Source organism: Pseudomonas sp. EL_65y_Pfl2_R96 (assembly GCF_963970905.1).
Taxonomy (GTDB): domain Bacteria; phylum Pseudomonadota; class Gammaproteobacteria; order Pseudomonadales; family Pseudomonadaceae; genus Aquipseudomonas.
The window spans coordinates 44,680-64,397 of record NZ_CAXAQH010000021.1 but is presented as its reverse complement, the minus strand read 5'-3'; the positions used below and the strand labels follow the sequence as shown (position 1 = coordinate 64,397).

14 protein-coding genes are annotated in these 19,718 nt (G+C 61.8%); all 14 read left to right on the top strand.

What is annotated here, in order from left to right; translation table 11 throughout:
* Positions 1–10: 10 nt before the first annotated feature.
* The 14 genes from tssF to AACY49_RS20195 all read left to right on the top strand — a co-directional run bounded on the left by tssF (position 11) and on the right by AACY49_RS20195 (position 19,707).
* Positions 11–1,798 (top strand): type VI secretion system baseplate subunit TssF, encoded by a 1,788-nt coding sequence (gene tssF, locus AACY49_RS20260; RefSeq protein ID WP_339525992.1) that lies wholly within the window; start codon positions 11–13, stop codon positions 1,796–1,798.
* The gene (gene tssG / locus AACY49_RS20255; protein WP_258698147.1) at positions 1,762–2,769 is read left to right on the top strand and encodes a type VI secretion system baseplate subunit TssG; all 1,008 of its coding nucleotides are present in this window, start codon (positions 1,762–1,764) and stop codon (positions 2,767–2,769) included. The genes tssF and tssG overlap by 37 nt, the downstream gene beginning before the upstream one ends.
* Before the next feature lie 13 nt (positions 2,770–2,782).
* Positions 2,783–5,437 carry a type VI secretion system ATPase TssH gene (tssH, locus tag AACY49_RS20250; protein WP_258698146.1) on the top strand — a complete coding sequence of 885 codons (2,655 nt, stop codon included), beginning with the start codon at positions 2,783–2,785 and terminating at the stop codon, positions 5,435–5,437.
* A 10-nt stretch (positions 5,438–5,447) separates the two neighbouring features.
* Positions 5,448–6,965, top strand: a complete 1,518-nt coding sequence (locus AACY49_RS20245) for a sigma-54 interaction domain-containing protein (RefSeq protein WP_258698145.1) — start codon at positions 5,448–5,450, stop codon at positions 6,963–6,965.
* Between the two features lie 270 nt (positions 6,966–7,235).
* The gene (locus tag AACY49_RS20240) at positions 7,236–7,376 is read left to right on the top strand and encodes a hypothetical protein (RefSeq protein ID WP_007894589.1); all 141 of its coding nucleotides are present in this window, start codon (positions 7,236–7,238) and stop codon (positions 7,374–7,376) included.
* A 17-nt stretch (positions 7,377–7,393) separates the two neighbouring features.
* Positions 7,394–8,590 carry a type VI secretion system-associated FHA domain protein TagH gene (gene tagH, locus AACY49_RS20235; protein WP_339525982.1) on the top strand — a complete coding sequence of 399 codons (1,197 nt, stop codon included), beginning with the start codon at positions 7,394–7,396 and terminating at the stop codon, positions 8,588–8,590.
* Between the two features lie 5 nt (positions 8,591–8,595).
* Entirely contained in the window at positions 8,596–9,096 is a 501-nt protein-coding gene (gene tssJ / locus AACY49_RS20230) for a type VI secretion system lipoprotein TssJ (RefSeq protein WP_258698143.1), read from the top strand.
* A 2-nt stretch (positions 9,097–9,098) separates the two neighbouring features.
* Positions 9,099–10,430 (top strand): type VI secretion system baseplate subunit TssK, encoded by a 1,332-nt coding sequence (gene tssK / locus AACY49_RS20225; protein ID WP_258698142.1) that lies wholly within the window; start codon positions 9,099–9,101, stop codon positions 10,428–10,430.
* 5 nt (positions 10,431–10,435) lie between these two features.
* A complete protein-coding gene (icmH, locus tag AACY49_RS20220) occupies positions 10,436–11,311 on the top strand; it encodes a type IVB secretion system protein IcmH/DotU (protein ID WP_258698141.1) in 876 nt (291 codons plus the stop codon).
* A 13-nt stretch (positions 11,312–11,324) separates the two neighbouring features.
* Entirely contained in the window at positions 11,325–14,864 is a 3,540-nt protein-coding gene (gene tssM / locus AACY49_RS20215; protein ID WP_339525978.1) for a type VI secretion system membrane subunit TssM, read from the top strand.
* Positions 14,864–15,592, top strand: coding sequence for a PP2C family protein-serine/threonine phosphatase (locus AACY49_RS20210; protein ID WP_258698139.1), 729 nt, complete (start codon positions 14,864–14,866; stop codon positions 15,590–15,592). The genes tssM and AACY49_RS20210 overlap by 1 nt, the downstream gene beginning before the upstream one ends.
* Positions 15,589–16,605 carry a serine/threonine-protein kinase gene (locus AACY49_RS20205; protein WP_258698138.1) on the top strand — a complete coding sequence of 339 codons (1,017 nt, stop codon included), beginning with the start codon at positions 15,589–15,591 and terminating at the stop codon, positions 16,603–16,605. Before AACY49_RS20210 ends, AACY49_RS20205 begins: the two co-directional genes overlap by 4 nt.
* Positions 16,606–16,633: 28 nt before the next feature.
* Positions 16,634–18,682 (top strand): type VI secretion system Vgr family protein, encoded by a 2,049-nt coding sequence (locus AACY49_RS20200; protein WP_339525975.1) that lies wholly within the window; start codon positions 16,634–16,636, stop codon positions 18,680–18,682.
* A gap of 5 nt (positions 18,683–18,687) precedes the next feature.
* Positions 18,688–19,707: a tetratricopeptide repeat protein gene (locus AACY49_RS20195; RefSeq protein WP_339525973.1), complete on the top strand. Its 1,020-nt coding sequence runs from the start codon at positions 18,688–18,690 to the stop codon at positions 19,705–19,707.
* The last annotated feature ends 11 nt before the right edge of the window (positions 19,708–19,718 follow it).

The following is a 19,718-nucleotide window of genomic DNA, read 5'->3' as shown; positions in this document are numbered from 1 at the left end:
CAGGTAACCCGTGTCCTTTAACCACTACTACCAAAGCGAACTCACCGCACTTCGCCAGTTAGGTCGTCGTTTCGCCGAGCGTAGCCCGGCGTTGGCGCCTTTCCTCGGTCAGGCCGGGCGGGATCCGGATGTGGAGCGGTTGCTGGAAGGCTTTGCCTTTCTGACCGGTCGCCTGCGCCAGAAGCTCGACGACGAGTTGCCGGAACTCAGCCACTCGCTGATGCAGCTGCTGTGGCCGAACTACATGCGGCCGCTGCCGGCGTTCAGCATTTTGCAGTTCGACCCGTTGAAGCGTTCCGGACCTGCGTTGAGGGTCGAGCGTGATACGCCGGTGGAGAGTGTGCCGGTCGATGACGTGCGCTGCCGTTTCCGCACGTGCTACCCGACCGAGGTGTTGCCGCTGGATCTGGCCGCGCTGAATTACTCGGTGAAGGGTGACGGTTCGCTGTTGAGCCTGCGTCTGGAGATGAGCGCTGATGGTCACTTGGGCGAGTTGGAGCTGAGTCGCCTGCGTCTGCACTTCGCCGGTGAGCGCTACATCAGCCAGATGCTGTACCTGAGCCTGTTGCGCAACCTCGAAGGCATCGAGTTGATCCCGCTGGACGGCGCCGGCAAGCCCATCAACGGGGTGAGCGGCCAGCCGATGGCGTTCAAGATGCCTGGCGACCGCGTGCAGCCGGTGGGGTTTGCCGAAGAAGAAGCGTTGATTCCGTATCCGCTGAACACCTTCCGCGGCTATCGCTATTTGCAGGAATATTTCGCCTTCCAGGACAAATTCCTGTTCGTCGATGTCAACGGTCTGGACCTGCTCAAGGCCTTGCCGGAGGACACGCTCAAGCAGATGCGCGGCCTGGAATTGCGCTTCGACATTCGCAAGAGCGGCATCATGCGCATGCGTCCGACCCTGGACAACGTGAAGCTCTACTGCACGCCGATCGTTAACCTGTTCGAGCACGATGCGCTGCCGATTCGCCTCGACGGCAAGCAGGACGAATACCTGCTGCTGCCGGCCGAATACGACCTGGAAAACTGCGGCGTGTTCTCGGTGGAAACCGTGACCGGCTGGAAGCCTGGCGGCCTCGGTTATCAGGAGTACGTGCCGTTCGAATCCTTCGAGCACGACCCGAGTTTCGACGTGCCCACCAGCCGTCCGCATTACAGCATCCGCCAGCGCTCGTCCTTGTTGCACGACGGCCTCGACACCTACCTGAGCTTCGGTATCCGCCACACCGAAGCCCATGAAACCCTGTCGATCGAGCTGATGTGCACCAACCAGAACCTGCCGCGCAAGCTCAAGCTCGGCGACATCTGCGTGGCCTGTGAAGAGACGCCGGAGTTTTTGAGCTTCCGCAACATCACTCCGGCCACGTCGAGTTTCGCGCCGCCGCTGAACCGCGACTTCCTCTGGAAGCTGATCAGCAACATGTCGCTCAACTATCTGTCGCTGGCCGACGTCAACGCGTTGAAGGTGATTCTCGAAACCTACGACCTGCCGCGCTACTACGACCAACACGCGGAAAAAGTCAGCAAGCGCCTGCTGGGCGGGCTCAAGTCGATCAAGCACCAGCATGTCGACAGATTGCACCGAGGGTTGCCGGTGCGCGGGTTGCGCACCGAGTTGACCATCGACCCGGAAGGGTACATCGGCGAGGGCGACTTGTTCGTTTTCGCTTCGGTTCTTAACGAGTTTTTCGCGCTTTACGCCAGTCTCAATTCGTACCACGAGCTGCGGGTAAAAAGCACACAGGGAGAGGTGTACCAATGGACACCACGTATGGGCCTGCAGCCCCTGCTTTAAGCGGGCTGACCCGGGTAATACGCGAGTACTCGCTGTTTCAGGCCGTGCTGCTGGTGATTGACCGGCTGCGCGATGCGCACCCGTACCTGAGCGAAGACGACCTGTACGACCAGCTGGAATTCCAGGCCAACCCGAGCCTGGGTTTCCCTGGCAGCGACGTCGATCGCGTGGAGTTTTTCAAAGAGCACGGGCAGATGCGTGCGCGCCTGCGTTTCAACCTGATCGGCCTGGTCGGTTCCGGTTCGCCGCTGCCGGCGTTCTATGGCGAACAGGCCCTGGGCGACAGCGAGGACGGCAATCCGACCCGCAACTTCCTCGACCTGTTCCACCATCGCCTGCAACGGCTGATGCTGCCGATCTGGCGCAAATACCGCTATCGCGTCAGCTTCCAGAGCGGGGCGCTCGACCCGTTCTCGGCGCAGCTGTTTGCCCTGATCGGCCTCGGTGGCGAAGAGATCCGCAAGGCCCAGGAACTGAACTGGAAACGCCTGCTGCCGTACCTCGGCTTGCTCAGCTTGCGCGCGCACTCGGCGGCGTTGATCGAAGCGGTGCTGCGCTACTACTTCAAGCATGCCGAGCTGACCATCGAGCAATGCATCGAGCGTCGCGTCGAAATCCTCGACGAGCAGCGCAATCGCCTGGGCCGCGACAACAGCCTGCTCGGCGAAGACCTGGTGCTGGGCGAACACGTGCGCGACCGCAGCGGCAAATTCCGCATTCACATCCGCGAGCTCGATTGGCAACGCTTCCACGAATTCCTGCCGATTGGCTTCGGCTACCAGCCGCTGTGCGCGCTGGTGCGGTTCACCCTGCGTGACCCGCTCGATTACGACATTCGCCTGGTGCTGCGCCAGGAAGAAATCCGCGAGCTGCGCATCGGTGAGCAGAACGCCTGTCGTCTGGGGTGGACCAGTTGGCTCGGCCGCGAAAAAGCGGACGGCGTGGTGACCTTGGGCAGCAAAATTCATTAAGGATGGATGACACATGATCAACGTAGACCTGCAACAACTTATCCAGGCGCTGGACGCCGAAACCCGTCGTGATCTGGAAAGTTCTGCCGAACGCTGCGTCGCCCGTGGCGGCAGCAAGATCCTCGTCGAAGACTTGCTGCTGGGCCTGCTGGAGCGCCCGCAAGGCCTGCTCGCCCGCGCGTTGCAAGATGCCGAAGTGGATGCCGGAGAACTGAGCGCCGCGCTGCAATCGCGGGTCGAGCACAGCGCCTCGCGCAACCCGGTGTTCGCCCCGGAACTGGTGCAGTGGCTGCAAGACGCGTTGCTGGTGGCCAACCTCGAATTGGGCCAGAGCCAGGTCGAGCAAGCCGCGTTGATCCTCGCGCTGCTGCGCAACCCGATGCGCTATGCCGGCAGCCGTTATCAGTCGTTGCTGGCCAAGCTGAACATCGAGCGCCTGAAAGAATTCGCCCTGTCGCAGAAAGAACAACCGGCCACCGGCAAACCGGCGGTGCCCGGTGAGTCGCTGCTGGAGCGCTTCACCCACAACCTGACCCAACAGGCCCGCGACGGCAAACTCGACCCGGTGCTGTGCCGCGATGGCGCGATCCGCCAGATGGTCGACATCCTCGCCCGTCGCCGCAAGAACAACCCGATTGTGGTCGGTGAAGCCGGCGTCGGTAAAACCGCGATCGTCGAAGGCCTGGCCTCGCGCATCGCGGCCGGTGAAGTGCCGCAAGTCTTGAAAGGCGTGGAGCTGCTGTCGCTGGACATGGGCCTCTTGCAGGCCGGCGCCAGCGTCAAAGGCGAGTTCGAACGTCGCCTCAAAGGTGTGATCGACGAAGTCAAAGCCTCGCCGAAACCGATCATCCTGTTCATCGACGAAGCCCACACGTTGATCGGCGCGGGTGGCAATGCCGGTGGTTCCGACGCGGCCAACCTGCTCAAGCCAGCCTTGGCCCGTGGCGAGTTGCGCACCATCGCCGCCACCACGTGGGCGGAGTACAAGAAATATTTCGAGAAAGACCCGGCCCTGGCCCGTCGTTTCCAACCCGTGCAATTGCACGAACCGACCGTCAGCGAAGCGGTGACCATCCTGCGTGGCCTGGCCCAGGTCTACGAGAAGAGCCATGGTATCTACCTGCGCGATGACGCGGTGGTTGCCGCAGCCGAGTTGTCCGCCCGTTACCTGGCCGGTCGTCAGCTGCCGGACAAGGCCGTCGACGTGCTCGACACCGCCTGCGCCCGCGTGCGCATCAGCCTCGCCGCCGCCCCGGAAAGCCTGGAGCGCTTGCGTGGCGAACTGGCTGAAGGTGGCCGTCAGCGTCAGGCCCTGCGTCGCGACGCCGAAGCCGGTTTGCTGATCGATCACGAAGCGCTGGACGCTCTGGAGGATCGTCTGGCCGACGCCGAAGACGAAAGGGTCGCTCTGGAAACGCTGTGGGCCGAGCAGAAAGAGCTGGCCGAGCGCCTGCTGGAGCTGCGTCAGCAACTGGCCAAGGCCCGCGAGGCCGCTGCCGTCGAACCGACCATCACGGTCGAGGAAGACGCCGAAGGCACCGTGATCGAAACCGTTGAAGCAACCGTGGACGAAGGGCAAAGCGTCGAGTCGCTGGAAGCTGCGCTGAACGAAACCCACCGCGCCCTGACCGAGGCCCAGGTCAAAGAACGTCTGGTGAGCTTCGAAGTCTGCCCGCGTCTGGTGGCCGAAGTGATCAGCGCCTGGACCGGTGTGCCATTGGCGCAACTGGCCCGCGAACACAACGCCAAGGTCGCCAGTTTCGCCACCGACCTGCGCACGCGCATTCGTGGTCAGGAGCAAGCCGTTCACGCACTGGATCGCTCGATGCGTGCCACCGCTGCCGGCCTGAACAAGCCTGATGCTCCGGTCGGCGTGTTCCTGCTGGTCGGCCCGAGCGGCGTCGGCAAGACCGAAACCGCCCTGGCCCTCGCTGATTTGCTGTACGGCGGCGACCGTTTCATCACCACCATCAACATGTCCGAGTTCCAGGAGAAGCACACCGTCTCCCGTCTGATCGGTGCGCCGCCGGGCTACGTCGGTTACGGCGAGGGCGGCATGCTCACCGAAGCCGTGCGCCAGAAACCGTACTCGGTGGTGCTGCTCGATGAAGTCGAAAAAGCCGACCCGGACGTGCTCAACCTGTTCTACCAAATCTTCGACAAAGGCGTGGCCAACGATGGGGAAGGGCGCGAGATCGACTTCCGCAACACGCTGATCCTGATGACCTCGAACCTGGGCAGCGACCGCATCAGCGATCTTTGCGAAAACGGCGCGCGGCCGACCGCCGAAGTGCTTGAAGAAACCATTCGCCCAGTGCTCAGCAAACACTTCAAACCGGCGTTGCTGGCGCGCATGCGCGTGGTGCCTTACTACCCGGTGGGCGGCCCGGTGCTGCGCGAGCTGATCGAAATCAAACTGGGTCGCTTGGGCGAGCGCCTGAACCGTCGTCAGCTGGATTTCACTTACTCCCAGGACCTCGTCGATCACCTGGCCGAGCGCTGCACCCAAAGCGACAGCGGCGCGCGCCTGATCGACCACTTGCTCGACCTGCACGTGCTGCCACTGGTGGCCGACCGTTTGCTCGATGCGATGGCCACCGGTGAAAGCCTCAAGCGCGTGCATGCGACGCTCGACGGCGACGCCAGCGTGACGTGCGAGTTCGCCTGAGGTGGGTGTGATGTTCACTCAAGTGCCGCAACCGCTGGTCTATGCCGAAACCTTGCTGGCGCAGTTCGCCAGCCTGTCGCGGGCGGCGGACGGCACTGCGCTGCTGGGTGACTTCGTGCGCGGCTTGGCCGAGCTCAGCGGTTGCGAGCTGACGCAGCTGTACCTGCTGGACGCGACCCACACCTGCCTGGGAATGAACGCCGAGTGCCTGAACGGCATTCTGCAACCCCGGGAAGGGGCGAGCCTGCCGGCGGATTACAACGGTGAACAACTGCTGCAGTTCGCCCTGTGCCAGAACCGCGTGGTGTGCCTCAGCGAGCTGAGCGGCAGCCTGCACGAAACCAGTTTCCTGCCGCCCCAGGCCACGCCCTGGCAGTCGCTGCTGTGCGTGCCGCTGGTCAATCAGCAAAAGGCTGTCGAAGGTTTGCTGCTGTGCGCCAGTCACCGGCAGGTCGACCTGCAAGGCTTTGCCGATTCCCTCGGTCAACTGGGTTCGTTCGTGCTCGGCCAACTGCACTTGTTGCAACGTTTGCGTCAGCCGACCGGTGATACACGCCCGGCGCCGCTCAACGTCCCGAGCGCCAGCGGCTATGGCCTGATCGGCAAGAGCGTGGCCATGCGCCAGACCTACTCGCTGATCAGCAAAGTCCTGCACAGCCCTTACACCGTACTGTTGCGCGGCGAGACCGGCACTGGCAAGGAAGTGGTCGCGCGGGCGATTCACGACTGCGGCCCGCGCCGTTCCCAGGCGTTCATCGTGCAGAACTGCGCGGCGTTCCCCGAGAACCTGCTGGAAAGCGAGCTGTTCGGCTACCGCAAAGGCGCCTTCACCGGTGCCGATCGCGACCGTGCCGGGCTGTTCGACGCGGCCAATGGCGGCACCTTGTTGCTCGACGAAATCGGCGACATGCCGTTGTCCCTGCAAGCCAAATTGCTGCGCGTATTGCAGGAAGGCGAGATTCGTCCGCTGGGCTCCAACGACACCCACAAGATCGACGTGCGCATCATCGCCGCGACGCACCGCGATTTGTCGGTGCTGGTCAACGAAGGCAAATTCCGCGAGGACTTGTACTACCGCCTCGCGCAATTCCCGATCGAGCTGCCGGCGTTGCGTCAGCGCGAAGGCGACATCCTCGACCTGGCGCGGCACTTCGCCGACAAGGCCTGCACGTTTTTGCAACGGGATGCGGTGCGTTGGTCCGACGCGGCGCTGGATCACCTGTCCGGATATACCTTCCCCGGCAACGTTCGCGAACTCAAGGGTTTGGTCGAACGCGCGGTATTGCTGTGCGAGGGCGGCGAGTTGCTGACCGAGCATTTCTCCCTGCGCATGGAAGCCATGCCGGAAGACAGCAGCCTGAACCTGCGCGAACGCCTGGAGCAGGTCGAACGCAGTTTGCTGCTCGACTGCCTGCGCAAGAACGACGGCAACCAGACCCTCGCCGCCCGCGAACTAGGCCTGCCGCGCCGCACACTGCTGTACCGCCTCGGGCGCCTGAATATCAACCTGGGTGATTTCGATGGTTAACCCCATTTTTGAGCGGCGAAATCCTGTGGCGAGGGAGCTTGCTCCCGCTCGACTGCGCAGCAGGCGCAATCCAGCCAACACGGTCTACCTGAATAAACGGGGCAACCGGTTTTGGGGCTGCTCCGCAGCCCAGCGGGAGCAAGCTCCCTCGCCACAAAGGCAGCGCTCAGGCCCCATGGCTAGAGCGCTCGAACCCACCTCATTTACTTCTAACAGCGCCGCCCGAAAGGGTTGGCGCTTTGTGCTTTGTCTACCTCTGGAGACCCTCTGATGCCTGTTCGTCACTGGCAAGCCGTCCTGCTGACCCTCGTCGTTCTATGCGGCCTCGGCGGCTGTAGCGGCAATTACAAATACAACGACAACACCTATCGCCCATTGGGTGATCCGCAGGCGGTCAATCGCGGCAAGTGACCGCAAGGAGCATCATTATGGAACTGGTTTTCGAAATGCTGAACACCAAGCAGTTCGTGCCCACGGATTTGTGCCAGAAGACCTTTAAACAGGCCGGTGGCGTGATCGGCCGGGGCGAGGATTGCGACTGGATCATTCCCGACCGCAAGCGTCATCTGTCCAACCACCACGCGGTGATCAGCTACCGCGAAGGCACGTTTTTCCTGACCGATACCAGCAGCAACGGTATCCAGGACAGCGAAAGCGGTGCGCGCCTGCGCAAGGGCGAGCCGATGCGCATCGAGCACGGCAGCGTGTATGTGCTGGGCGACTTCGAGATCCGCGCGCGACTGGTGCGCGACCCGGCGACCTTCGACGTCGAAGTCGGCCGTCCGCAGGCTTCGGGCAGCATCATTCCGGACGATGCGTTCCTCGACCTCGACCCGCTGAACGCACTCGATCAGCAAGAGCGCGTGTACTCGGAAATCGACGAACTGATCGCCCCGCGCGCGGTGCCTGAGGACACCCGTCAACGCGCCGACTACGCACGCATCGACATGGAAAGCCTGATGGTGCCGGAGCTGATCGACGCCCCGGCAGAACCTGCGCCAGCTCCGCCACCAAAGGCTGTGGAGCGTCAGAGCGAAGGTTTCTGGGAGCACTTCGGTGCGGCGTTGGGCGTGGACGTCAAAGGCCTCGACCACGACGCCCGCGAAGCCCTGGCCCTGAACGCCGCGCGCCTGCTCAAGCAGAGCGTCGGTGGTTTGCAGCAGAGCCTGCGCACCCGCAGCGAGCTGAAAAACGAACTGCGCCTGGCCCAGACCACCGTGCAAGGCACCCACAAGAACCCACTGAAATTCGCCGTCGATGCCGGTGAAGCGCTGGGCATTCTGTTGCAGGGCAACAAGCCGGGCCAATTGCCGGCCGAGCAAGCGATCTCCCGTGCGTTCCGCGATTTGCAGGCGCATCAGGTGGCGTTGCTGACTGCCAGCCGCGCTGCCGTTCGCGGCACCCTGGAGCACTTCTCGCCGCAACAGCTGACCTTGCGTTTCGAGCGCGACAACAAGCCGTTGCTCGCCACCTCCGGCAGTCGCTGGAGAGCTTACGGGCGTTATCACCAGGCGCTGCGTCTGGACGATGACTGGAGCGAACGCCTGTTGGCCCGCGACTTCGCCCAGGCCTACGAAGAACAGATCCGCCTGATTTCCACCCTTCACACCGACCGCCAAGGATGATGCGCATGTTTCGCTGCTCGACCGCTTTTTTCAAGACGCTGACTGCGCTCACCGCCCTGGTGCTGCTGGCCGGTTGCTCGTCGCTGTCGCCGTATTCCACCGTGACCAAACTCAACCTGAAGCTGACCGCCAGCGATCAGCTGAACCCGGACCTCAACGGTCGTCCGTCGCCGATCGTCGTGCGCCTGTTTGAGCTCAAGCACCCAGTGGCTTTCGAGAACGCTGATTTCTTCAGTCTCTACGAGCGCGCCAAGGAATCCCTGGCCCCGGACCTGGTAGCCAGCGAAGAGCTGGAACTGCGCCCGGGTGAAACCGTCGAGCTCAAGCTCAGTGTGGAAGAGGGCAGCCGTTACGTCGGCGTACTCGCGGCCTACCGCGACCTGCCGGAAACCAAATGGCGCTACACGGTGCAAATCACTCCGGTGCAAGTCACTGCGGCTGACCTGACCCTCGATCAGGCCGGCATCCGCAACACCCACGAAACGCTCGTCAAGGCGGATGACTGAACATGAATGCCCATAAAGTCATTTGGCAGGAAGGCATGCTGCTGCGACCGCAGCACTTCCAGCACAACGATCGTTACTACGACCACCAGATGAAGACCCGCACCCAGTTGCTGGGCAGTTACACCTGGGGCTTCCTCAACCTGGAAATCGACTTGCAGTTCCTCAACATGGGCAAACTGGTGATCAGCCAGGCCTCGGGGATTCTGCCGGACGGCAGCCTGTTCGAACTGGGCGGCAACACCGAGCCGTTGGCCCTGGACGTGCCGCCGAACACGGGCAACACGCCGATCTATCTGGCGCTGCCACTGGTGACCGGTAACCACATCGAGTCTCGCCGCCCGGAGCAATCCGACGTGTTGGCGCGCTACACCGCGTACGAAGCGGAAGTGGCCGACTCCAACGCCGGCGATGACTCCGCCAGTCAGGTCAGCTGCGGTCGCCCGGACTTCAAATTGTTGCTCGGCGAGCAGCAAAGCGACCAGGCCTACGTGAAGCTGAAGATCTGTGAAGTGCTCGACACCACGCCCGACGGCGTGATCAGCCTCGACCCGGATTTCGTGCCGACCTACATCCAGGCGCATTCGTCCAGCTACCTGCTGTCGTGCCTCAAAGAAGTCATCAGCATGCTCGGCCACCGGGGCGACACCATCGCCGACCGGATTCGCTCCAACGGCAAGGTCGGCGGCGCGGAAGTCGGCGATTTCATGATGCTGCAACTGATCAACCGTACCGAACTGTTGCTGCGCCATTACCTGGGCCTGGAACAGGTTCACCCGGAAGAGTTGTACCGCACGCTGTTGACCATGCTCGGCGATCTGGCGACGTTTTCCAGCGACAGCAAACGCCCGCGTCTGGACAGCCGCTACCAGCACAGCGACCAGGGCGCGAGCTTCCGCAAACTGATGGAAGCGATTCGTCAGGTGCTGTCGATGGTGCTCGAACAGCATGCCATCGAACTGGTGCTGCAAGCGCGCCAGTACGGGATCATCGTGTCGCCGTTGCACGACCACAAACTGCTGGGCTCGGCCTCGTTCGTGCTCGCGGCCAGTGCCAACTGCGACTCCGAAGAACTGCGCCATCGTTTGCCGGCGCACCTCAAGGTCGGCCCGGTGGAGCGTATCCGCCAACTGGTCAACCTGCATCTGCCTGGTATCAAGGTCAAACCGTTGCCGGTGGCCCCACGGCAGATCGCGTTCCACTCCAACAAAACTTATTTCATCCTCGAACTCAGTTCCGAAGACCTGGCGCAACTCGAGCGCTCCGGCGGCTTCGCGTTCCACGTGTCCGGCGAATTCGCCGAGCTTGAACTGAAATTCTGGGCCATCAGGAACTGACCGACATGATCAAGGACATGGAACACCACCAGGACGACAAAACCGTCCTGCTCGACCGCCAGGGCCACGGCCCGGCATCGAGTCCGCTGACTGACTTCGCGGCACCGCCGCGTTTTGAACAGTTGGAAGAACGGATGATCTACGCCGCGCGCCTGCGCCCGGCCGAAGCGTTCAACATCAGCCTCAACTCGCTGGTGGCGGCGGCTTCCGAACTGCTGTCGGAAGTGGTGCGGCTCAAGCACAGCGACACCCGCGAAGACCTGTACGCGCTCAATGAGCGGCTGACCGCCGGGCTGAAGCTGTTTGAAGTACGTGCGCTGCACAACGGCGCCGAAAGCAGCCAGGTGATGGCCGCCCGTTACGTGCTGTGCACCGTGGTTGACGAAGCCGTCGTCACCACGCCGTGGGGCAACGAAAGCGAGTGGTCGCAGATGAGCCTGCTCAGCAGCTTCCACAACGAAACGTTCGGTGGCGAGAAGTTCTTCCAGCTGCTGGATCGCCTGTCGAAAAATCCGGTCAAGCACTTGCCGATGCTGGAGCTGATGTACCTGTGCCTGTCCCTCGGTTTCGAAGGCAAGTACCGGGTGCAAGCGCGCGGCATGCTCGAACTCGAAGGCATCCGCGACGCCTTGTATCGGCAGATTCGTCAACTGCGCGGCGACGTGCCTCGCGAGTTGTCGCCGCATTGGGAAGGCTTGAACGATCAGCGCCGCAGCCTGGTGCGCATCGTGCCGGCGTGGATGGTGGTGCTGTTCACCGTGGTCTGCCTGGTGGTGATGTATTCGGGCTTCGCCTGGGTATTGGGCGAACAACGCGAAACCGTTCTGCAACCTTATCAGCAGCTTGATCCGGCCGCGGTTAAGCCGCAGTCGCAGCCGTAAACAGGGACGTGTGATGAAAAAGTTTTTCAAGAAAGTCGGCGCATTCCTGCGCCAGACCTGGGTCTGGACCCTGCTGCTGGTGCTGTTCGTCGCGCTGCTGGTGTGGTTCGTCGGACCGCTGCTGGCGGTCGATGACTACAAGTTCTGGGAAGGTTCGACCTCCCGCCTGCTGACCATCAGTGTGCTGTTCCTGATCTGGGGCCTGACCATGGTCTTCGTCAGCTGGCGCGCCGGTGTGCGCAAAAAAGCGGTGGAAGCCACCGAAGACGGCCAGGACCGTATCCGCCGTGAAGAGCTGATCGACGAAGAAGAGAAAGAGTTGAAGGTGCGTTTCAAGGACGCCCTGAAAACCCTGAAGACTTCGAGCCTGTATCGCGGTCGCAGCGAGCGCTGGCGCAGTGATTTGCCGTGGTACTTGCTGATCGGCCCGCAGGGCAGCGGCAAGACCAGCCTGCTGGACTTCTCGGGCCTTGAGTTTCCGATCAACAAGATCGACCGCAAACTCACCCGCGACACCCTCGGCACGCGGCATTGCGACTGGTACTTCGCCGACCACGGCGTGCTGATCGACACCGCCGGGCGTTACCTGACCCAGCCTGATGCCGAAGTCGATGGCAGCGCCTGGAGCACCTTGCTCGAGCTGCTGCGCAAGCGTCGCCGCAATCGTCCATTGAACGGCGTGCTGGTGACCATCCCGGTGGAAACCCTGCTGGGCGGTAGCGAGCAAGACCTCGAAACCCTGGCCCGCCAGGTACGTGCGCGTCTGCAAGACGTGCATCAAAAACTGCACGTCGATGTGCCGATTTATCTGGTGCTGAGCAAGGCCGATCGCCTGCTCGGGTTCGACGAATTCTTCGACCAACTGACCCGCGAAGAAAGCGATCAGGTCCTCGGCACCAGCTTCCGCAAAGAGCAGAGCGGCACTGATGTGACCGTGCTGCGCGCCGAGTTCGAAGAGCTGCTGCGTCGCCTCAACAGCCAGGTGATCATGCGCATGCACCAGGAGCGCGATACCCAGCGCCGTGGCCGCATCCTCGATTTCCCGCATCAACTGGGGCAGATCGGCGAGCGCCTGTGCCTGTTCGTCGACCTGGCGTTTACCGGCAACCGTTACCAGCGCGTCAGCCAGTTGCGCGGTTTCTACCTGACCAGCGCACCGCACCTGACTCAAGAGATGGACCAGACCACCGCCGGCATCGGCGCCAGTCTGGGTATGAGCGCCGGCGTGCTGCCGACCCTGCGCAGCGGCCGTTCGCGGTTCATTCACCATTTGCTCAGCCGGGTGATTTTCCCCGAGGCCGATCTGGCCGGTCTGGACAAGCGCGAGCGCAGCCGCATCCACTGGGGCCAACGTGCCCTGTACGTGGGCGCACTGGCGGCACTGGCGCTGTTCGGCATGCTCTGGGCCGGCGGTTTCTCGGCCAACTATGAGCGTCTGGAAAACCTGCGCTCGCTGGCCCAAACCTGGAAGCAACAACGCTCGGCCCTGACAGCGCGCGATGATTCCATGGCGGTGCTCAAGACCCTCGACACCAGCTACGCGGCGACTCAAGTGTTCCCGAACAAAGGTGACGTGTCGTACCACGAACGTGGTGGCCTGTACCAGGGTGAAGACGCCAATCCAGTGGTCAAGAGCGCTTACGAGCGTGAGCTTGAAGCGCAACTGCTGCCACGGGTGGCAACCCTGCTGGAAGGGCAGATCCGCGCCAACATGAAGGACCGCGAACGCCTGCTCAACAGCCTGCGCGCGTACCTGATGCTGAACATGAAAGATCGCCGCGATGCGGCGTGGCTCAAGGATTGGGTCGCCACTGACTGGTCCCTGCGCTACGCCGGCAACACCGCAGTGCAGAACGGCTTGAACACGCACTTCGAGCGCTTGCTCAAGCAGCCATTTATCTACCCGCTCAACGATCAACTGGTGGCGCAGGCGCGTCAGGTGCTACGCAGCGAGTCGCTGGCCAACGTGGTTTACCGGATGCTGCGCGAGCAGGCCCGTAACCTGCCGGAGTACCGCCTGAGCCAACACATCGGCCCGCAGGGTTCGTTGTTTGTCGGCACCGATTACGTGATTCCGGGGTTCTACACCCAGCAAGGCTATCAGCAGTACTTCTCGGTCCAGGGCGCTGCGCTGGTCACCGATATCCTGCGTGACAACTGGGTACTGGGGGAAGGCTCGGGCATCAGCGGCATGGACTTGCGTCGCCTGATGGTCGAATTGGAGCAACTGTACTTCCGCGACTACGCCAACTTCTGGAGCGAAGCCGTGGGCCAGGTGGCACTGCCCGCGATCAGCGATTTCAGTGAGGGCGCCGAGCAACTGGCGGGCCTGACGTCGGCCAACTCCCCGGTGCTGCAACTGCTGGTGGAAGTGCGTGAGAACACCCGGTTCCCGGCGGAAGCCGAGCCGGTTGATGAGGCTGCCGATGCCGCTGCAAAACTGGGCGAGCAGAAGGGCAAGCTCGGCAAGTTGGGCAAACTGGCGTCGGCCGCATCGGATGCGGCGTCTGACATGGCCGCGACCAAAAACCTGCCCGACACCGCGAAGAAATCCCTGCAACGTCGCTTCGAACCGCTGCACCGTTTGCTGGATGACAACAACGGCCCGGCCGCTGATTTGACTCCGGCCCTGCAAGCTCTCAACGACCTGCAAATGCAACTGTCGAGCCTGGCCCGTGCCAGCGCGCCGGAGCAGGCAGCGTTCGAAATGGCCAAGACCCGCATGAGCGGCCAGCGTGACGCGCTGAGCAGCCTGCGCAATGCGTCGAACCGTCTGCCGCGTCCGGTGAGCGTGTGGTTCAACGTGCTGGCCGAAGACACCTGGCGTCTGGTGCTCAACGATTCCTACCAGTACCTTAACCAGCGTTATCAGAGCGAGCTGTACAGCTTCTACGGCAAGGCGATCAACAAGCGTTACCCGTTCAGCGCCCACAGCACCAGCGACGTCGCGATCAGCGACTTCCGCGAGTTCTTCAAGGCCCAGGGCATCGCCGATCGGTTCTTTGATACCTACATGCGTCCATTCGTGAGTGGCGACCCAGGCAACTACCGCCTGCGCAGCATTGACGGTCACAGCATGCCGATCTCCAAGGTCTACCTCGACCAGATGGCGGCGGCACAAGTGATTCGCCAGAGCTTCTTCGCCATCAACCCGGCCGAGCCGCAAGTGCAGTTCAAACTGGAGCCGTACACCCTCGACCCGGCCGTCAGCCGTTCCGAGTTCAAGTTTGGCGACAAGACCATCGAATACCGCCACGGCCCGATCGTGCCGGTGTCGTTCAAATGGCCGACCGACGCTGAAGACGGTCGCACCAGCCTGGTCCTCGACAAAATGGCTGGCCGCCCGATCGGCATCGAGAAGAACACCGGCCCATGGTCGCTGTTCCGTCTGTTCGACCTGATGCAGACCGAGTACCTGACCGGTCGCGACGTGCTGGTGCTGAAAGCTGACGTGGGTGGCCTGCGCGCCAACTACTTGCTGTCGAGCCAGCGCACGCCGAACCCGTTCGACATGGGCGTACTGCGCACCTTCCGTATGCCGGTGCAGCTCTGATGCCGGTTGCCAGTCCCTGGCGCAGCGCTGCGCGTACCGATCCGGGCAAGGTTCGGGCGCGCAACGAAGATGCTTTCCTCGACTGTCCACAGCAGGGGCTGTGGGTGGTCGCGGACGGCATGGGCGGTCATCAGGGTGGCGACATCGCCAGCCAGTTGATCGTTGCCAGCCTGGCGGAATTGCCGGTGCAGGACGACTTCGACGAACGACTCAAAGGTATTCGCCAGTGCCTGCACTGGCTCAACCGCCGCTTGGGTCAGGAGTTGACCGTCACCGCCGGGCGCCACGACAGCATCATGGGCAGCACCGTGGTGGCGCTGCTGGTGGAAGGCAATCGCGCGGCCTGCATCTGGGCCGGCGACAGCCGCTGCTACCTGTGGCGCGGCCAGCGCTTGTATCAGCTGTCCAAGGACCATTCGCTGCAACAGCAACTGATCGACGAGCAGAACATGAGCGTCGAGCAAGCCAAGGCTCATCCTGCCGCCCACGCCCTGACCCGTGCGGTCGGCGCTGCCGAGCAACTGACCCTGGACGTGCTCGAACTCGAGGTCTATCCCGGCGATGCGTTTCTGTTGTGCAGCGACGGTTTGTATCAAGGGCTGACTAGCGATGCCCTGGGCAACGCCCTGAGCCTGACCGCGCCGCACGTTGCACTGGAGCGCCTGTTCGACGGCGCTCTGCGTGGCTCGGCCCGGGACAACCTGACTGCCGTGGTGATCCGCCAATGACTGAACTCATGCCACCGATCGACGACCTGCTGGTGACCGAAGAAGAAGCCAATAACCTGACTTACTTCGCCTTTGCCAAGCCTCTAAACGGAAAGCCGCACAAGGCCGAGCCTGCGCTGGCGCCGACCCGGGCCAGCGTCGCTGAACTGCCCGACGTGCTGGCGGGGCGTTACCGCATCGAACGCCTGTTGGGTGCCGGTGGCATGGGCGCGGTTTACCGTGCACGGGACTTGCTGAGCGAACAGTTCGGCGATCCCGACCCTTACATCGCGCTGAAAATCCTCAGCGAAGAATTTGCCGAATCGCCGGACGCCAGTGCCTTGCTCTACAGCGAGTTCGCCCTGACCCGACGACTGCGCCACGACAACGTGCTGCGTTTTCACACCTTCGAAGTGGACACCCACTGCCAGCGGGCCTTCATCACCATGGAACTCATGCGTGGGCTGACCCTGGACAAACTACTCTGCGAGCGGCCCCTGGGCCTGCCGTGGAAGGAGCTGCGCGACATCGCGCTGCCGCTGCTCGACGCACTGGCCTACGCCCACGCGCGCGGCGTGCTGCACGGCGACTTGAAACCGAGCAACGTGATGCTCAGCGAAGAAGGCGTGCGCCTGTTCGACTTCGGCCTCGGCCAGGCGGAAGAGGGCATCCTGCCCGGCCTGCCGCACCTGAGTCGCAACCGCTTCAACGCCTGGACCCCCGGCTACGCCGCCCCCGAACTGCTTGAAGGCCAGCCACTCTCGGCCAGCGCGGACGTGTACGGCGTGGCCTGCGTGCTCTACGAACTGGCGGGCGGCAAACACCCGTTCCGCCGTTTGTCCTCGATCGAGGCCCGCGACGGCCACCTCGACCGCGAGCTGCATGCACCTCGAAACCTACCCAAACACTGCTGGCCAGCCCTGCGAACAGCGCTGGCTTTCGATGCGGCCAAGCGCACCATCACCGCCGCCCAATTGCGTGACGCCATGGGTGCCACTTCGTCTTTGCTGCAACGCCTTCGACTGCGGGCGTAACGGATGACTACCGAACAGGGAGCAAGCAATGTTCAACTCAGCTAACGAAACGCACTTCAGCCTCACAGTCGAAGACTATGCCGGCGACCTGCAAGTGCTGTCGTTCACCGGCACCGAAGGCATCAGCCAGCCGTATCGCTTCGACCTGGAACTGGTCAGCGAAAACCCGGATCTGGACCTGGGAAAACTCCTGCACAAACAGGCGTTCCTCGCATTCGACCCGAAGGGGTCTGGCATCCACGGCCAGATCTACCGCGTCGCCCAAGGCGATGCCGGCAAGCGCCTGACCCGCTACAAAATCTCCCTGGTGCCGCACCTGCAATACCTGCATCACCGCACCAACCAGCGCATCTACCAGCAGATGTCGGCGCCGAAAATCATCGCGCTGATCCTCGAAGAACACGGCATCAAAGGCAACGCCTACAAATTCCAGTTGAGCCAGCCGTGCCCGGACCGCGACTACTGCGTGCAATACGACGAAACCGACCTGCACTTCGTCCAGCGCCTGTGTGAAGAAGAAGGCATTCACTACCACTTCCAGCACACCTCCAAAGGTCATTTACTGGTATTCGGTGACGATCAAACGGTGTTCCCGAAACTCGGCCAGCCCACCGCTTATGTGCAAGGCAGCGGCATGGTCGCCGACGAACCCGTGATCAAAGGCTTCAAACTGCGCCTGGAAACCCGCACCGGCCGCGTCACCCGCCGCGACTACGACTTCGAAAAACCGCGCCTGCAACTTGAAGCCGGCTATAAACCCGACGGCAAACCCGACGGTGAAAGCACCGAGCCGGACCTCGAAGACTACGACTACCCCGGCCGCTTCCTCGACCGCGCGCGCGGCAAATTCCTCAGCCAACGCGCACTCGAACGCCACCGCGCCGACTACCAGCAAGCCGAAGGCCATGGCGACCAGACCACCCTCGTCAGCGGCCACTTCCTGGAAATCTCCGACCACCCGCGCACCGAGTGGAACGACCTCTGGCTGCTCACCGAAGTCGTCCACGAAGGCAAACAGCCGCAAGTACTCGAAGAAGGCGTGACCAGCGACACCACCGACAACAAAGACGACTTCCACCAGGGCTACCGCAACCGCTTCCTCGCCACCCCTTGGAACGTGTTCTACCGCCCGGCCCTGGAACACCCGAAACCCCGCGTGCTCGGCAGCCAGACCGCTATGGTCACCGGGCCCAAAGGCGAAGAGATTCACTGCGACCAATACGGCCGCATCAAAGTGCAATTCCACTGGGACCGCGAAGGTTTGGCGGATGACAAAACCAGCTGCTGGATGCGCGTTTCTTCGAGTTGGGCGGGGGATCGGTATGGCGCCATCGCCATTCCGCGGATCGGCATGGAAGTGCTTGTCACCTTCCTTGAGGGGGATCCTGACCAGCCATTGGTGACGGGGTGCCTGTATCACAAGGAAAACCAGGTTCCTTACGACCTGCCAGCGAACAAGACTCGCACGGTATTCAAAACCCTCAGCTCACCGGGCGGCGGCGGGTACAACGAACTTCGGATTGAAGACAAGAAAGGGGCTGAGCAGATCTTTATTCATGCCCAGCGGGATTGGGATGAAAACATTGAGCATGACCAGAAGATTCGGGTCGGGAATGAACGCCACGATACGGTGGTGAAGAACACTTACACCGAGCTGAAAGCGGAAGAGCATCGGACCACGATTGCTGATCGCAAGAGTGAAGTGCGGGTGGATGATCATCTGACGATTGGGCAGAACCAGCATGTGAAGTTGGGGACTGCGCAGCTGACCAGTGCGGGGAAAGAGATTCACCTCAAGGCTGGGGACAAGATTGTTATTGAAGCTGGGATGGAACTGACAGTAAAAGCAGGTGGAAGCTTCATCAAGCTGGATGCCGGTGGGGTTACGGTTGTTGGGCCGGTGGTGAAGATTAATGCCGGTGGGTCTGCAGGCTCGGGGACGGGGATTGGCATCAAGCCACCGGTGCTGCCGGGGGCTGCGGATAAGGATAAGGCGGGGAGTTTGATGGATCAGGCGTTGGGGAATGCGCCGCCTGAGAAGGTTAAACCGAAGGCTTTTTTTGTGTTTTCTGAGTGATCGACATGAATGGTGTTTTGAAGAAGAGCAATGGCTTCGCGGTAGCGGTTTTCGCCGCGTCACTGCTGAGCCTGTTTCATGGCAGCGTTTATGCGGATGAGTGCCCGTCTGAGGATTTTTCCCAATTCCTTCCGGCGTTCTCTGCGAATGCTGAAACCCAGCAGCGGTTGACTGCGATGACGGTGAAGTCGCTGGTTTTGAAACCGGTGGGAGAACATGGGGTTTTTGAGCCGCAAACGACGGGAGTCAACAGTTCCAATTTGGCGTTTCCGCTAATGGCGCCCGTAGCCACAGACAAGACAGAAGGTGTCGAAGTCGAAGCGATCGACGACAGTCACTTCAATGTAGTGGATAAGCGGGCGGGTAACAGCAACATTAAGATCTTCAACTTTTCACGGCAAACTTGCTGGGTGCTTGAGGGAGTTGAAGATTGGTCGATCAATGAGAAAGACCTTGTTGGAGCGAGTACTACGACCATGAGTATTGCCGAGAATTTTTGCTATCAACGTGCGCGAACCTACGGGCGGCTTGGTGGGTTGGATAAATACTCTCTGACGGGAGAGTTCTTTGAAGCCGCGTTGGAAAACTACGTGTGTGCTGCGGCTTCCGGTGATCCTCAGGCGAGTCTCAATGCTGCCAGTTTGAGTCTTTCCGGAATGGCGTCGCAGTTGGAGACAGATAAGGTCGAGGCCCTATTCAAGGTTGCAGCCACTACCCTCGCAAGCGGCGCTTCTGCTTTGTCCACATTTTATTGTTATGGCAATGACACTGACCCTGACGGCCCTTGTCAGCATCCTGAGGAGGCAGAAAGGGAGTTGATTCGCGCCGCGTCAATGGGTTCACCTGACGCTATGAATAAACTAGGTGATACATTCGAGACTGGTAGATTGGTAACTAAGGATATGTCCAGAGCAATGGATTGCTATCGCTTGGCCGCCAGTAAAGGAAATGCCATCGCCCTGAATAATTTAACCAGATTAAAATCGCAAACCGCTGAAGTCACTGAAACCAGTCATTGCTACTAATTTGCAGGATG

Coding starts and splice junctions, on each gene's coding strand:
- tssG (WP_258698147.1), top strand. CDS start 1,762: ATGGACACCACGTATGGGCCTGCAGCCCCTGCTTTAAGCGGGCTGACC.
- tssH (WP_258698146.1), top strand. CDS start 2,783: ATGATCAACGTAGACCTGCAACAACTTATCCAGGCGCTGGACGCCGAA.
- AACY49_RS20245 (WP_258698145.1), top strand. CDS start 5,448: ATGTTCACTCAAGTGCCGCAACCGCTGGTCTATGCCGAAACCTTGCTG.
- AACY49_RS20240 (WP_007894589.1), top strand. CDS start 7,236: ATGCCTGTTCGTCACTGGCAAGCCGTCCTGCTGACCCTCGTCGTTCTA.
- tagH (WP_339525982.1), top strand. CDS start 7,394: ATGGAACTGGTTTTCGAAATGCTGAACACCAAGCAGTTCGTGCCCACG.
- tssJ (WP_258698143.1), top strand. CDS start 8,596: ATGTTTCGCTGCTCGACCGCTTTTTTCAAGACGCTGACTGCGCTCACC.
- tssK (WP_258698142.1), top strand. CDS start 9,099: ATGAATGCCCATAAAGTCATTTGGCAGGAAGGCATGCTGCTGCGACCG.
- icmH (WP_258698141.1), top strand. CDS start 10,436: ATGATCAAGGACATGGAACACCACCAGGACGACAAAACCGTCCTGCTC.
- tssM (WP_339525978.1), top strand. CDS start 11,325: ATGAAAAAGTTTTTCAAGAAAGTCGGCGCATTCCTGCGCCAGACCTGG.
- AACY49_RS20210 (WP_258698139.1), top strand. CDS start 14,864: ATGCCGGTTGCCAGTCCCTGGCGCAGCGCTGCGCGTACCGATCCGGGC.
- AACY49_RS20205 (WP_258698138.1), top strand. CDS start 15,589: ATGACTGAACTCATGCCACCGATCGACGACCTGCTGGTGACCGAAGAA.
- AACY49_RS20200 (WP_339525975.1), top strand. CDS start 16,634: ATGTTCAACTCAGCTAACGAAACGCACTTCAGCCTCACAGTCGAAGAC.
- AACY49_RS20195 (WP_339525973.1), top strand. CDS start 18,688: ATGAATGGTGTTTTGAAGAAGAGCAATGGCTTCGCGGTAGCGGTTTTC.